The organism is Bradyrhizobium sp. SSBR45G (genome assembly GCF_030159255.1).
Classification (GTDB): Bacteria; Pseudomonadota; Alphaproteobacteria; order Rhizobiales; family Xanthobacteraceae; genus Bradyrhizobium.
Map to the genome: position 1 here is coordinate 47,606 of NZ_BSCT01000019.1, position 14,706 is coordinate 62,311.

The 14,706-nt window shown below is 61.6% G+C and carries 15 protein-coding genes; 7 read left to right on the plus strand and 8 right to left on the minus strand.

Annotation, left to right across the window (positions count from 1 at the left end):
• Positions 1–195 precede the first annotated feature (195 nt).
• The 7 genes from oxlT (QQL87_RS21180) to QQL87_RS21210 form a co-directional block, all read right to left on the minus strand.
• Complete coding sequence (oxlT, locus tag QQL87_RS21180; RefSeq protein ID WP_284420619.1) at positions 196–1,512, minus strand: oxalate/formate MFS antiporter; 1,317 nt, start codon at positions 1,510–1,512, stop codon at positions 196–198.
• 249 nt (positions 1,513–1,761) lie between these two features.
• Entirely contained in the window at positions 1,762–3,048 is a 1,287-nt protein-coding gene (oxlT, locus tag QQL87_RS21185) for an oxalate/formate MFS antiporter (protein ID WP_284420618.1), read from the minus strand.
• 195 nt (positions 3,049–3,243) lie between these two features.
• A complete protein-coding gene (locus tag QQL87_RS21190; RefSeq protein ID WP_284420617.1) occupies positions 3,244–4,743 on the minus strand; it encodes a tripartite tricarboxylate transporter permease in 1,500 nt (499 codons plus the stop codon).
• A gap of 41 nt (positions 4,744–4,784) precedes the next feature.
• Positions 4,785–5,279, minus strand: coding sequence for a tripartite tricarboxylate transporter TctB family protein (locus tag QQL87_RS21195; RefSeq protein ID WP_284420616.1), 495 nt, complete (start codon positions 5,277–5,279; stop codon positions 4,785–4,787).
• A gap of 9 nt (positions 5,280–5,288) precedes the next feature.
• Positions 5,289–6,287, minus strand: a complete 999-nt coding sequence (locus QQL87_RS21200; protein ID WP_284420615.1) for a Bug family tripartite tricarboxylate transporter substrate binding protein — start codon at positions 6,285–6,287, stop codon at positions 5,289–5,291.
• Positions 6,288–6,626: 339 nt separating this feature from the next.
• Entirely contained in the window at positions 6,627–6,764 is a 138-nt protein-coding gene (locus QQL87_RS21205; RefSeq protein ID WP_284420614.1) for a hypothetical protein, read from the minus strand.
• A gap of 477 nt (positions 6,765–7,241) precedes the next feature.
• Positions 7,242–7,625 carry a response regulator gene (locus tag QQL87_RS21210; RefSeq protein WP_284420613.1) on the minus strand — a complete coding sequence of 128 codons (384 nt, stop codon included), beginning with the start codon at positions 7,623–7,625 and terminating at the stop codon, positions 7,242–7,244.
• A 414-nt stretch (positions 7,626–8,039) separates the two neighbouring features.
• Between QQL87_RS21210 and QQL87_RS21215 the strand changes: the two genes are divergently transcribed.
• Both QQL87_RS21215 and QQL87_RS21220 read left to right on the plus strand, forming a co-directional pair.
• Entirely contained in the window at positions 8,040–8,291 is a 252-nt protein-coding gene (locus QQL87_RS21215; protein WP_284420612.1) for a hypothetical protein, read from the plus strand.
• Positions 8,292–8,539: 248 nt separating this feature from the next.
• Positions 8,540–9,271 carry a PRC-barrel domain-containing protein gene (locus tag QQL87_RS21220; RefSeq protein ID WP_502871201.1) on the plus strand — a complete coding sequence of 244 codons (732 nt, stop codon included), beginning with the start codon at positions 8,540–8,542 and terminating at the stop codon, positions 9,269–9,271.
• Positions 9,272–9,642: 371 nt separating this feature from the next.
• On the opposite strand, the gene QQL87_RS21225 is transcribed toward QQL87_RS21220, so the two are convergent.
• Positions 9,643–10,605, minus strand: coding sequence for an AraC family transcriptional regulator (locus QQL87_RS21225; protein WP_284420610.1), 963 nt, complete (start codon positions 10,603–10,605; stop codon positions 9,643–9,645).
• A 171-nt stretch (positions 10,606–10,776) separates the two neighbouring features.
• On the opposite strand from QQL87_RS21225, the gene QQL87_RS21230 reads away from it, so the two are divergent.
• From QQL87_RS21230 to QQL87_RS21250, 5 genes are all read left to right on the plus strand, one after another.
• Entirely contained in the window at positions 10,777–11,547 is a 771-nt protein-coding gene (locus tag QQL87_RS21230; RefSeq protein ID WP_284420609.1) for an alpha/beta hydrolase, read from the plus strand.
• Positions 11,548–11,634: 87 nt separating this feature from the next.
• Positions 11,635–12,507, plus strand: a complete 873-nt coding sequence (locus QQL87_RS21235) for an alpha/beta fold hydrolase (protein WP_284420608.1) — start codon at positions 11,635–11,637, stop codon at positions 12,505–12,507.
• 60 nt (positions 12,508–12,567) lie between these two features.
• Positions 12,568–13,062, plus strand: a complete 495-nt coding sequence (locus QQL87_RS21240) for a DUF302 domain-containing protein (protein WP_284420607.1) — start codon at positions 12,568–12,570, stop codon at positions 13,060–13,062.
• A gap of 107 nt (positions 13,063–13,169) precedes the next feature.
• Positions 13,170–13,697, plus strand: a complete 528-nt coding sequence (locus tag QQL87_RS21245) for a hypothetical protein (RefSeq protein WP_284420606.1) — start codon at positions 13,170–13,172, stop codon at positions 13,695–13,697.
• Between the two features lie 64 nt (positions 13,698–13,761).
• Positions 13,762–14,541, plus strand: coding sequence for an alpha/beta fold hydrolase (locus QQL87_RS21250; RefSeq protein ID WP_284420667.1), 780 nt, complete (start codon positions 13,762–13,764; stop codon positions 14,539–14,541).
• Positions 14,542–14,706: the final 165 nt, after the last annotated feature.

Consider the following 14,706-nt stretch of genomic DNA (forward strand, 5'->3'; position numbering starts at 1 on the left):
GTATACGTTATGCCAGAAGTCAATCGGTCTGAGCGGTTTTTGTGCGTCCCAGCCCCTGATTTCGCGTCAGTCATCCTGTCCTTCCCGGCGCTTTCGGTCGGGACTGCTGCAGATGGGCCTTCGGGAGAGCCTGGCCCAAAACAAAAGAGGCGCACCGGGGTGCGCCTCGTGAAGTTGCGGGAAGAAAGTGGGACGTTACGCCGTGCGGGCATCCTGCGCCGCCGGCTCGGTGACCGCGGCCTCCTTGCCGAGGATGAAGGCGCGGCGCAGCGGCTTGATCACGAACAGCGCCAGCAGCGCCGCCGTCGCGTTGAGGCCGACACCGATCACGAACACGGCCTGCCAGCCATACTTGGCGGAGACGAGGCTCGCGAGCGGGACCAGCAGCGAGGCGGTGCCCTTCGCGGTGTAGAGCATGCCGTTGTTGGTCGCGGCATATTTGCTGCCGAACGTGTCGCCGGAGGTCGCCGGGAACAGGCTGTAGATCTCGCCGAAGACGCCGAAATAGACGGCGGTCGCGAGCACGAACACGATCGGGTTGTGGCCATAGTTCGCCAAGGTCAGCAACATCACGGCGGCCGTGCCGAAGGCGATGAACATGGTGTGCTCGCGGCCGATCGTATCGGAGATCCAGCCGAACAGCGGACGGCCGAAGCCGTCGAAGATGCGGTCGAGCGAGATCGCGAACGTCAGGGCTGCCATCTGGAAGCCGGCGAGGCTCACGGGCTCGTTGGCAATGCCGAAGTCCTTGGCGATCGGTGCGATCTGCGCGGCGGTCATCAGGCCACCGGAGGCGACCATCACGAACACCAGGTACATGATCCAGAAGATCGGCGCGCGCAGCACCTGCGGCGGGGTGTAGTCGATCTTGCTCTGCGGCAGGTTGAGCTGCTTCTTTCGCGCAGGGGCAGCCTTGGTCGGCGGCCGCAGGAAGATCGCGAGCACGAACACGATCAGGCCCTGGCCGATACCGAAGGTCAGGAAGGCGCTCTGATAGCCGCTCGAGGCGATCATGCTGGCGATCGGCACCACGGTCAGCGCAGCGCCAGCACCGAAGCCGGCGGCGGTCGCTCCGGCGGCGAGGCCGCGGCGATCGGGAAACCACTTCAGCGCGTTGCCGACGCAGGTGCCGTAGACGGCGCCGGCGCCGATGCCGCCGATCACCGCACCAGCATAGAGCAGGGTGAGCGAGTCGGCATAGGAGTTGAGCACCCAGGCCAGCGAGATCATGACGCCGCCGAACATGATGACGACGCGCGGACCGTATTTGTCGACGAACCAGGCTTCGACCGGCACGAGCCAAGTCTCGGTCACGACGAAGATCGTGAAGGCCAGCTGGATGGCCGTGCGGCCCCAGTGAAATTTCGCGTCGATCGGGTCGACGAACAGCGTCCAGCCATATTGCAGGTTCGCGATCATCGCCATGCAGACGATGCCCATTGCAAGCTGGATCCAGCGGAAGCCGCTGGACTGTGTCTCGACGGGCGGTGTTGCCTCTGTGCTGGAAACCATGTGTCCTCCCAAGACGGCACTTTTTCCCAGCCTGCTCATGCTGGCGGTGCAGCCGTCGTCTGTATGTCTTGGTATACTGGTATAATATATTCCAGTCGGCAATATGGCATGCGACGGTGGCCGCGCGATGTTGCCATGCAGCGAAACGCGAGTAAGGGAACAAGCAAAAGAAAACGCTCGGCAAAATGCCGAGCGTCGCGGTTTTGGAATCGTTCTATTTTATTTTTATTGCACTGCGGAAAGGCGCCTTCAGAGCGTGGATTTCTCGACCACAACCTTTCGCCAGGGCTTGAGTACCGCAATCGACAGGATCGAGGCCAGGATGTTGGCGCCGGCTGCGATCATGAAGACCTGGTCCCAATTGCCGGACGACTGCTGCATGTAGTTCGCGATCGGCACCAGCAGCGCAGCCGTCCCCTTGGCCGTGTACAGCAGGCCGGCATTGGTGGTCGCGAACTTGGTGCCGAACGTGTCGGTGCAGGTCGAGGGGAACAGCGAGTAGATCTCGCCCCAGGCAAAGAACACGAAGCCGGAGAGGATCACGAACCACACCGGATCGTGGCCGAGCATGTACAGCGCCCAGATGCCGATGCCTTCCATGCCGAAGGCGATGAACATCGTGTTCTCACGGCCGATGTTGTCGGAGATCCAGCCGAAGAACGGACGCGTCAGGCCGTTCAGCACGCGGTCGATGGTGGCGGCGAAGGTCACGGCGGTCATGGTCATGCCGATCAGCGTCACCGGGATGTTGTCGACCTTCCAGTCGCCGGCGATCGGCTTGAGGTTGGCGGTGACCATCAGGCCGCCGGCGCCGACGATCACGAACATGAAGTACATCAGCCAGAAGATCGGCTGGCGGACCACTTCGGTCGGATTGTAGTTGCGGCGGCTCTGCACGAGGTTTGCGTTCTGTGTCGCGGCCGGAACCTGGCCTTCCTTCGGAGCGAACAGGAAAAAGGCGAGGATGACGATGATGATGCCCTGGCCGAGACCGAAATACAGGAAGGTGGTCTGGAAGCCGGAGTCGCGGATCATGGCCTGGATCGGCGCGACGGTCAGCGCCGAGCCGGCGCCGAAGCCGGCCGCCGTGATGCCGGCAGCGAGGCCGCGCTTGTCGGGGAACCACTTAAGCGCGTTGCCGACGCAGGTGCCGTAGACGCCGCCGGCGCCGATGCCCGCGATGATCATGCCGAGATAGTAGCCGTTGAGCGAGGTGGCGTAGGCGTTGATCATCCAGCCGATCGCGCAGAGCACGCCGCCGACGAGGACGACGATGCGCGGGCCGTACTTGTCGACGAACCAGCCCTCGACCGGCACGAGCCAGGTCTCGAACAGCACGAACAGCGTGAACGCCCACTGGATCGACGCGCGATCCCAACCGAATGTCTTGGCGATATCGGGGACGAAGAAGGTCCAGCCATATTGGTAGTTGGCGATCATCACCATCGCCAGAACGCCGACCGCGAGCTGCGTCCAGCGATAGGCGTCGCTTACTCTTGCAGTTGCGGGGGCTCCCGCGTGAGCCAAGTCCGTCATGTTTCCTCCAGGCTGTCTATTTTTGAGCTAACAGCTATGCGCGAGAGTTTGGTATATGATATGCCAATAGACAAGCGATTTCGTCTGCAGCCGCTGATCAGCCATCGCAAAAAGCCCCGATAAAGCAAGGTAAATCGATGCAGCGACAATACGACGCAGCTGTGTCTGTTTGTAGTTGAACTATCGGAGTAGGGCTCAAACGGCGGATGTCCGCAGCCGGCCATATCCTTCCTGGATCGCCGACCAGAACAGCGCAATCAGTCCGAGCACCATGATGGTGCTGACCAGACCATTCGAGAAGAACACCGCGAGCGATCCCTGGGATCCCAGCAGCGATTGACGGAAGGCTTCCTCAGCCTTGTCCCCGAGCACGATGGCGAGCACCAGCGGGGCGAGCGGATAGCCGCATTTCTTGAACAGGTAGCCAAGCACACCGAACACCAGCATCAGCACGACGTCGAACGTGCTGCTATGCACCGAATAGGCGCCGATCGCACAGAGCACGAGGATGAGCGGTGCAATGATGCTGAAGGGAATGCGCAGGATCGCCGCGAAGATCGGGACGCAGGTCAGCACGACGAGCAGTCCGGCGAGGTTGCCGAGATACATCGAGGCGATCAGGCCCCAGACGAACTCCTTCTGCTCGACGAACAGCATCGGCCCGGGTTGCAGCCCCCAGATCAGCAGGCCGCCGAGCAGCACCGCCGCCGTGGGCGAGCCGGGCACGCCGAGCGACAGCATCGGCAGCAATGCTGCTGTGCCCGCGGCATGGGCCGCCGTTTCCGGCGCGACCACGCCCTCGATTTCGCCGTTGCCAAAATTCTTGCCGCGCTTGGAGACGCGCTTGGCGATGCCGTAGCTCATGAACGACGCCGGCGTGGCACCCGCCGGCGTGATGCCCATCCAGCAGCCGATCAGGCAGGAGCGCAGCGACGTCAGCCAATACGCCGGCATCTCCTTCCAGGTCTGCAGCACCACCCGCAGATTGATCTGCGCGTTGCCGCCGCGGAAGCTCAGGCCTTCCTCCATCGTCAGCAGGATCTCGCCGATGCCGAACAGGCCGATCACGGCGATCAGGAAGTCGAAGCCGTTGAGCAGTTCGGTGATGCCGAAGGTGAGCCGAAGCTGGCCGGTGATCGAATCGAGCCCGACCGCGGCCAAAGCGAAGCCGATCATCATCGCCGCGATCGTCTTGAACGGCGGCTCCTTGCTCAGGCCGACGAAGCTGCAGAAAGCGAGAAAGTAGACGGCGAATTTCTCCGCCGGGCCGAACTTAAGCGCGAAGCTCGCGACCAGCGGCGCGACCAGCGTGATCATCACAACCGCGAACAAGGCGCCGACGAAGGAGGAGGTGAAGGCCGCGGTCAGCGCCTCGCCGGCCTTGCCCTGCTGCGCCATCGGGTAGCCGTCAAAGGTGGTCGCGACCGACCATGGTTCGCCGGGAATGTTGAACAGGATCGATGTAATGGCACCGCCGAACAGCGCGCCCCAATAGATGCAGGACAGCATGATGATCGCCGAGGTCGGCGGCATGCTGAAGGTCAGCGGCAGCAGGATCGCAACGCCATTGGCGCCGCCCAGTCCCGGCAGCACGCCGATGATCACCCCGAGCACGATTCCGAGGATCATCACCATGATGTTGAAGGGTTGAAGCGCGACGGCGAAGCCGTGAAACAGATTGGCGAGTTCTTCCATGCCAGCTTGGTCCTGCGCCCTTGAGCGACTGAATCGTCTTGTTAGAGCCCGAGCCATTCCTCGACCGGTCCCTTGGGGAGAGGGACCATGAACCAGCGCTCGAAGATCAGATAGGTCACCACCGGCATCCCGATCGCGACAGCTGCAACCGTGAGCCAGCCATACTTGCCGAGCCACCGCATGAACCAGGCGATGAAGATCATCGAGGCGAGGTACAGGCCAGTGAAGGGCAGGGCGCCGACATAGATCGCCGTCGGCACCACCACGCTCATGACCTGGCGAAGCTCACTCCACGCAGCGAAGACGCCGCCATCATCCTCCCGCAGCGTATTGCGAAAATTCATCGCGCTCGCTGCGACGATGAAGAGGCCGACATAGAACGGGAAGAACCCCGCGCGGGGTCCTTCGGCGCCCCAATTGATTCCGGCCTTCACGCTGCCGAAGATCACGACGATCCCGAACAGCGCGATGGCGAGCGTCACGCCGACCTCGACCGCCTTGTGGCTGGGGCCGGCCGATCCACCTGTATTGCTCATGCGAGGCGCTCAGTTCGACGCCAGGAAACCGGCTTCCTTCATCAGGAGCTCGTGGCGCTTCTCTTCGGTCTCGACCCATTTCGCATAGTCTGCACCGGTCATGAAGGACGTGTTGAAGGCGCCGGTCTTCATGAAGTCCTGCCACTCGGGAGTCTCCCGAACCTTCTTGAACAGCTCGACGTAATAGTCGATCTGGTCCTTGGTGGCGCGCGGCGACATGAAGATGCCGCGCAGCATCAGGTATTCGATATCGAGACCCTGCGACTTGCAGGTCGGAATGTCCTTCCAGGCCTTGCCATCGGTGATCTGCTCGTCATAGCTCATCGGCTTGTCGTCGAAGACGCATAGCGGCCGGACCTTGCCGCCGCGCCATTGCGCAACCGCCTCGATCGGGTTGTTGACGGTGGAATCGACGTGGTTGCCGACCAGCTGGACGGCGACTTCACCGCCGCCCTTGTAGGGGATGTAGGTGAACTTCGCGCCGGTCGCCTTCTCCATGGCCACCGTGATGATCTGGTCTTCCTGCTTCGAGCCGGTGCCGCCCATCTTGAGCGTGCCTGAAGCCTGCTTCACTGCGTCGAGATAGTCCTTGGCGCTGGTGTAGGGTTTCTCGGCGTTGACCCAGAGCACGAACTCATCGAGCGCCAGCATGGCCACCGGGGTGAGGTCCTTCCAGCTGAAGGGGATGCCCGTCGCGAGCGGCGTCGTGAACAGGTTCGACAGGGTGATGATGATCTTGTGAGGATTGCCTGCCGAAGACTTGACGTCGAGGAAGCCTTCGCCGCCGGCGCCACCGGACTTGTTGATGACGACCAGCGGCTGCTTCATCAGATTGTGCTTGGTGACGATGCCCTGGATCGTCCGGGCCATCTGGTCGGCACCGCCGCCGGTCCCGGCCGGAACGATGAACTCGACCGGCCGGACCGGCTCCCAAGCCGCAACAGCCGGGATGCTGCCGATGGCCAAGGCCACGCCAGCCGCGAAGGCCACGCGCAAAGAACGCTTCATCGACGCTTCCCTCCCCTGAATTTCCGGAACCTTCACGGCTTCTTCCGGCCGTCATGTCCAATCGAGCCACTTACGCGGTCTTGATCCCGGTCACCGTCATTGTTCGATCGTCACGCGTTTCGGCGATGGTTTCGCAGTCAGACGTGAGCCCGAGCAAATCGACCGATTTGATTTTGGTATGAGAAGCTGACTGACCGCAATTGAGGAGATCGGCTGAGATCCCCGCGGGGCGCATTTGTCGCAGCTGGCGGTTAGTCACGAAAAAGCAAAAAGCCCCGGGATCCGGGGCTTTTGAATGGGCCGTGCTGTAGCAGTGGGCGCGGACGGCGCCCTGGGGCCTCAGAGGCCGAAATAGGGCAGGTCGCCGTTGCGGTTGGCGGCGCGGGCGCTGGTCATCAGCACGCGGTCGAGGGCGGCCAGGAAGCGGCCGAACAGGGACACGGAGTTGACGAGGGGGAGGGCGACGGTCTTGGCCATGATTTGTCTCCTTCAGTGAGGCGGTACGACGTTCTGACTGAGGAGAATTTACGTATACCAGATGCCACATACAATGGATCATATTGCATAGCGGTATGAGGATTTTGCGCTGCAGCGCGAATGTCACAATTTAGATTTCCAATCGAAATCGTCATTTTTATATGGAAAGAGCCGCCCAATGGACGGGCCCCGGCGTCGAGACGGTAATGGGGGGAGGGGGACGGGTTGCTCCGCCGCCTCCTTGCGGGCTGGCGCAGGATCTCGCCGAGCACAGGCGCGCGGATGATGTCGGCGCCGGGCGCCGCGCTGTCACCGATACGGCCGGCATCCGAAGCCCTTCACAGGGGCGGACATGACGAGGCTGTGCGATCAGGCGATCAAGTCGTCACTGACCCAATGGGGCGCCGCTGGAGGGCTCCCAGCGTGGCGTATGTTCCAAGGACGCAACTCAAACCTCTGGAACCAGATCAATCGAAACTAGGAAGCCTGCGAGGCTAGCTCACGGAGTATCGATGAGATGCTGTCATAGCCATACGGCTTAGCCAGAAATATGCTTCCCTCCGGTAAGTCGCCTTCTTTGAACGCATGATGTCCTGACGTCGCGATGATCTTGATCGGCGGCCAGCGACCCCGCACAAAGTGCGCGAGCTTGAGCCCATCCATCGATCCGGCCATCTGGATGTCGGTGAAGACGACATGAATATCCGGGCGCGCTTCGAGTATCGCAATCGCCTCGTCCGCGTTGCCGGCTTCAACAACGTCGAATCCTGCGTCCGCGATCAGTTCCGCGGCGTTCGCTCGGAGCAGCAATTCGTCCTCCACGACAAGGACAACGAGTCGCCGATCTGTGGAAATGGTCATTATCGATGCACCTGCCGTGGAACCAAGCGGTGATGAGGGGCATCGTTCCACGCGGATCTGTATAATATTGCTCACTTCCAGGAAGGGCGCACCTCCTTCATCGCCTGGCTGAGACCGGCCTGCCTCGTCTCTTGCGGCCGGCCCGCGATAAATGCCTGTTCCTCGATCGGTCGAGGGAGGTTTCGCCGCCCGTCGCATGGGTCCGTCACGCCGTGGGCCATTTTCGGAAATCGGCACCGCGTCCGCGACCGCGGTCCTTCCTGCATGGCGGGCCCACGCGTGCCATCGGCAATTGCTGGCAACCGAGTCGATGTCACCAAGGGTTGTGCTATCGGAACATTTTCTTGTTTTGGTTGTTGTCCATATGATCTCCGTAAGTAGAGCGGTCGAGACGACCTGGGGCAGCAAACCAAAATGAACAAATCATTCGCAGCCCTCGGAACTTTCGCGCTTCTGGCAGCGCTGGCAATGGCCTTGCCTGGGTTCGCACCCAAGCTCGAAGCGAGCGAAGTCGCCGCGTTAGCCAAGGGAGATCGGCTGGCAGTCAGATCGACGTCCGTCAATTGCCTGGCGCAGACATGGCCGCACTTCACCACATCCTGTCTGCAAAACACCAGCTCAAGCCAGCAGATCGCGGAAGCTCGCGTGGTGACGGCCGGCCGCTAAGCCGAAAACGACCATCGTCCAGCAGGCGATGCTTCGTCGTGCCCATGATGCAATCCCTCGGTCAGCAGCTACATTGCCAGGTGCAGCTTTGCTGTGAACCCGCCGGTTTCATCTACGCGGTGGATGTGCCGCTCAGCTCAATCATTGCGAAAGCGTGAGCCATTCCGCCGATCCGGTTCCCAAGTCTGCAACAGACCCGAGAACTGAGCGCAAACAATCCTACGGGATATCGGATTGATCAAATGACCATGATGAAAATGCGAGTGCTGGCAATGACCATCACTCTCGCAACCGTTGGAGCCGCTGGCGCCAAGGCGGAGTGTGAGATTGCCGATGCCAGGCTGGAAGAAGCCATACAGCAAAACCCTAAGCTGCGTGGTCCCGCCAATAGTCAGTCGGTGCGCGATCTGAGAAGTTTGCGGGATGCCGCATTCACGCTCCGATCCTACGGGCGTCAGGAGGACTGTGAGCGTCTTCTGGCAAACATCCGCGAATTGATCGCTGGGCCGCCAATGGGCTCGTTGGGCGGCAATGACGAGGAAGAGGCCGACAAACAAAACGCAGCGCGGGAGCCGAAAGCTAGGCGCGGGGCGGCGCTGGGCAGTCGTGATAAAAAGGACGCAAAACCGCTTTCAAGGATTGATGAACTCACTCCCGGCTTGAGGACGGACGAAATGATCGGAGCGGAAGTCCGCAGTTCCGACGACAAGATCGTCGGCGAGGTCAGAAATATCGTTTTTGCCACCAAAGATGGCCGAGACTACGCGATCGTCGCTTCTGGCGGCTTTTTTACAGCGGGAAAGGAGAGCATTGTCGTGCCTATCAAATCGCTCAGGGTGACGCAGGATCGGTCGAGCTTCTTTCTTCCGATGTCCAGAGAGATCGTGAAAACTGTGCCCCTCATGCCTGATCAGGACTATGTGTGGCTGTCGGATAAAAACTGGCGTAGCCATAATGACGCGCTCTTTCAGGGGCGCTGAATACAGATGAACGATCTGGATTGAGACCATAAGTGCGAGCAAGATGCCCGTGCTCGTCGGCTCCGATAGCGTGCAACGATTCAATCGTTTTTGACCGTAACTTCCGTCCATTCGATCTGGATGAAGAAATCTCCGAGATCGTCGTGAAACTCGGATCGTACGAGTCACCTCAGCAACCTCGCGCAACTGCGTCAGGATGACCACTCCGGGTCGTAGACCGTCGTGTCTCAACGACTGGGCCAACTCAGCTGCATCACCGAAGCCGGGGCCTGGGTGATGAAGGAGATGTAGGCGTTGGGATCGGGCCGAAATGCGCCAAGGGACTGAACCGCCCGCGCGACAAGGCGCTACGACCTTCAGCTTGGCCAAGGTCAATCGGCGACTTCTGCTTCCAGAAGGTCACCTTGCCTTCGGCCGCCGTCAGAGCGTCGAACTGCCCGGTAACGGCCAGGCGATAGGCCGTGATGTCGAACAAACACCTTCGAAAATGCGGCCACGGTCTCGTAGCCGACACGGGTCGCGATCCGCGCAATCCCCTCGTCGCTTGATTCGAGGAGAGACGCAGCCTCATCCATTCGGCGGACGATCAGATAGCGGTACATGGACTGTCCGACGAGCCTGGTGAAGCGGGCCGAAAACGCCGAGCGACCCAGCCCCACGCGTTGCCCGAGATCGTCAAGGGTCCAGGGTCGATCCGGTCGTTCGTGGATCAACTGGAGCGCCGGTCCGATGTGCGGGTCCGCCATCGCCCCAAGCCAGCCGCCTTCTCCGGGGCCGAGAGACTTGACCCAGCTTCGCAACACTTCGACGAAGAGCACCTCCGTCAGTCGAGACAGCGCTACGCCCTGGCCGGGACGCTGATGCGCCGATTCGCTCACCATGCGGCGCAGAATCGCCTCGAGCCACTCACCGTCCTCCGCCGGCTTCAGCAGAAGCACGGGCGGAAGCAATTCGAGCACGCTCCCGCGTGAGGGCCGCGCCACGGTGAACTTGCCGCAGATCATCGTCGCGTAAGGCTGCGCGCTGCCACCGTGCCGAACGACGCCGAGATGCGCGGACGATCGATCGAGGTCGTTCACCGAAAATGGCTTCGTCCGGCGATCCGAATAAATCTCGTGGGGCTCGCCGCGCGAAACGACCACAAAGTCGCCCGCGGTCATATGGAGTTCGCGTCCCTCTTCGAGCGCGAGGGTCGCCGAGCCGCGACTGAGATAATGGAACAGCGCGTACGGGCGTTGTGGCAACGCCAGATTCCAGGGATGACCGAGCTCGAAGTGGAACAGCAGAGTCCCACCGAGGCGAATGCGGTCGAGTACTTCGGCAAGGATGTCCATGGCGGTGATGCTAATCCCGCGGACGATCCGACACAATACTTGGACGATTGGGCTCTACCGTCCAAGACCTCATCAGATTAGCTCCTGCCGAGCGCGCGGACGCATCGTGCGGTCTCATGCGTCCGGCCATCCCCGGACCTCACATCGTCCCTCGTCCAACTGGAGCTATCAATGCGACATCTTCTTCTCTCGACCGCCGCCGCAATCATGGCGGGAACGGCATTTTCCGCCTCTGCCCAATCGGCTGAGCCGCCTAAGGGGGCGGCTCATAACATTGTGCTCGTCCATGGCGCCTTCGTCGACCAGACGAGTTGGAAACCCGTCGCCGACATCCTCACGAAGCAGGGCTACAACGTCACGCTGGTCGAAAATCCGCTGACCTCCCTGGCCGCCGACGTCGAAGCCACCAAACAGGCGCTGGCGAAGCAGAACGGCAAGACCGTTCTGGTCGGCCATTCCTGGGGCGGTGTGGTCATCACGCAAGCCGGTAACGATCCCAAGGTCTCGGCGCTGGTCTACGTCTCCGCTTTCGCGCCTGACGTGGGACAATCTCTGGCGACCCTCGCCAAGAGCGGTCCGGCGACCGAAGGCACTGCCGCAATTCACCCTGACGACAAAGGCAATCTCTTCATCGATCCCAAGGTTTTTCCTTCGGCCGTCGCGGCTGACCTTCCGCCGCAGATCGCCGAATCCCTGGCAAACCATCAGCTGCCGTTGAACCACACGGCGTTCGAGGCGCCGGTCGATACGGCTGCCTGGCGCGACAAACCGACGTTCTACGTGATCAGCACCAAGGACAAGGTCATCGCCCCCGAGGTCCAGAAGTTCTTCGCCACCGAAATGAAGGCGCAGACAATCGATGTCGCCGGCAGCCATGCTTCGCTCGTCGTTCATGCAAAGGACGTCGCCGCGGTGATCGAAAAGGCCGCGCTGGTGAAGTGACAAGATCCGCTTCCGGCACGTTCGTGCCGGGAGCGCCGCACCGGTCACCCCAAACGATTATCTCATGCCAAGCATCCGGAGGATGACATGACTGTACGCGACATCGCGCGCCAGGACGCCACGCTCGAGACGGCGCCAACCCGTTACATCGAAGGCCACGGAATCCGCTTCGCCTATCGCCGCCTCGGCCCATCGAACGGAACGCCGCTGGTTCTGCTGCAGCACTTCTCGGGCAACATCGATGCGTGGGATCCCGCCGTCGTCAACGCCCTTGCCGCCGATCGCCCGGTGATCGCCTTCGACAATGCCGGGGTCGGCCGCTCGACCGGTCAAACGCCCGACAATGTCGAGGGGATGGCACGAGACGCGGTCGACTTCATCCACCTGCTCGGCCTTTCCGAAGTCGACCTGCTGGGCTTTTCCCTTGGTGGCTGCGTCGCCCAGCAGATCGCCGCCGAACACGGACAGCTGGTCCGCAAGCTCATCCTGGTCGGCACCGCGCCGAAGGGCGGAGAGCAGCATTTGTTGGCAGTTCTGCAGGAAGCGTTTTCCCAAAACGACGCGCCTGACCCGCGCCTGCCGCTGTTCTTCACGAAGTCGTCCTCCAGCCAATCATCCGGCCTGGCATTCCTGAGGCGGACGAAGATGCGTCAGGACGACCGCGACACCGATAACGGCAGTGCGGTCACCGATCCGCAGGCCAAGGCGCTGATCACCTGGTGCGCCACACCCGATCCCGAGCACGCTATTCTGCGCGCCATCCGCCAGCCCGCTCTCGTGATCAGCGGCAGCCACGACACCATGCTGCCCGCCAACAACGCCTACGCCATGTTCAAGGACCTCCCTCACGCTCAGCTCGTGCTCTATCCCGATTCAGGGCACGGCGCCCTGTTTCAGCACCACGAGACGTTCGTCAGCCACGTCCGAACCTTCCTGGAAGCGTCACCGGCGGCAGCATGATCCTCGGTGCGATCGGATGCGATCGGGGGCTTCACCATGAGAGTTGTTACGGAGGACAGGATGGCAACCGCAAAGGTCGACATCGAACGCTTCAGCCTCACGAGCTCAAAACCGTTCGACGCCGTTGTGGCCGCGTTCAAGTCTGCGGTCGGGCAACCGGATATGGTCTCGTTTTTCCGAGAGACGAGGGCGACACGATCCTTGCCGGATTTGGAGCGCGTCGTCCAGGGCGGCCTTGGCCGCACGGACCTCATGCTGTTCGCGGAATTCGACCTGGGCGACATTCTGCGTCGCGAGACCGGATCCGAGACGCCCAGGATCGTGCGCTTTGTGGTCGGCAATCCGCTCATCATGAAGGACATGGTCAAGCACGTGCCCGATGCTGGATCCTACGCTCCAGTCACCGTACTCATTGATGAGCGTCCCGATGGCGTGCACGTCTCCTATGACAAGATGGAAAGTTATCTGCTGCCTTATGGCAGCTCGGAAGCACTCGCCGTCGCTCGAAATCTCGATACGAAAGTCACAGCCTTGCTAAGCGAATGTGCAGGCTGAAACGTCTTGATAAAATCTTCGTCCGAAGGGCGCGGGTCACTCGTTTCAATCGCGGCGCGGCGGGCGTTGTCATGACGCGAGCCAGGAATTTGTAGGAAGGTTGCTCCATGTACAAGATGCTTGTTGCTAATCTCACTGCTTTGGCGCTTTCCACCGGGGCTGTCGCGGCTGCTCCCGCCGCCGGGAAAGAGCCGCTGGATGCTGCAACCCTGAGCGCGATCGAATCGAAGTTCCACAGGCTGATGGAATTGGCCAACGACCACGATTTCCAGGCTCTGCATGACATGTTCTGGCAATCGCCTTCGACCCTGTTGGTGGCGAAGAGCGCGATCCAGTCCGAGGGCAACTGGGCCGGCTTTTGGGGCAACGAGGCCGTTGATCAAAAGCTGCATGATATCGGCAGCTCTGGTCCGGTCGTGCTCGCGCCAGATTATTCCAAGCTCAAGGTCGTCGGCCTGACGCGCGACGTCGCGGAGTCCTACGTGCCGATGAACATCACGGTGTCATACGCGGGACAGGATGGAACAGCCAGGCCGTTCTTGATGATCATCAATTGGCTTCGCGTCGGGAACGACTGGAAGATCGCTGCCGAAATCATTCTGCCGGTGCCGCCGGGACCGGCCGTGAAGGGCTAGGCGCGGAGCGCGTGCGCGCTTACGTCATGAACCGGACATCCCATCCAACCCTGAAGGACGAGATATCATGATGGACAGACGCACGTTTTCCGCCGCTCTCCTGGCCGGTGCTGCGGCTTCGCTGATCTCCACACCTGGCATGGCCGCAACGTCAACTCCGGTGAAGGCGAAGAACGTCGTGCTCGTGCACGGACTGTTCGCCGATGGCTCGTGCTGGTCGGAGGTGATCGCGCGATTGCAAGGGGCAGGGCTCAATGCCACGGCGGTCCAAAATCCGCTGACGACACTGCCCGAGGCGGTGGCTTCGGCTCAGCGTGTGCTGGCGCGGCAGGATGGCCCGACGGTGCTGGTGGGGCATTCCTTCTCCGGGATGATCGTCACTGAGGCTGGTGTGCATCCGAACGTCTCCGCGCTGGTCTATGTGGCTGCACGTGCGCCGGACGCAGGCGAGGACTACACCGCTCTCGCCAAGACCTATCCGACGCCGCCGGCGACGGCGGGTATCGTCTTCGATGGCGACGAAGGACGTCTCAGCGAAAAGGCCTTTCTGCGTGATTTCGCGAGCGACCTGCCGAACGCAAAAGCGAAAGTGCTGTACGCCGTCCAGCAGCCGTTCCAGAAGGCGCTGCTCTCGGGCAAGACCACCAACGCGGCCTGGCGATCCAAGCCCAGCTATTATGCCGTTTCGACCGAAGACCGCACCATCAATCCGGACCTGGAGCGCTTCATGGCCAAGCGGATGGGCGCCAAGACCATCGAGGTGAAGGCCAGCCATCTCTCGCTGATCTCCCATCCCGACGACATCACGGGGCTGATCCTCGAAGCCGCGGGACAGCGTGCCTGACGACGGCGTGCGCGCACTCCGTGCGTCGATTCAATCGGTACGTCCCGAACTCTGAAGACTGGATGCCGGCGGCGTAGTTTCGATGAGAGGCATGTGGGGCGGGCGGGCGGCTTGCTTGGCGTCGTTCGGGTCAGTCTTCCAGGAAGGCTCACCGACGCCGGCAGA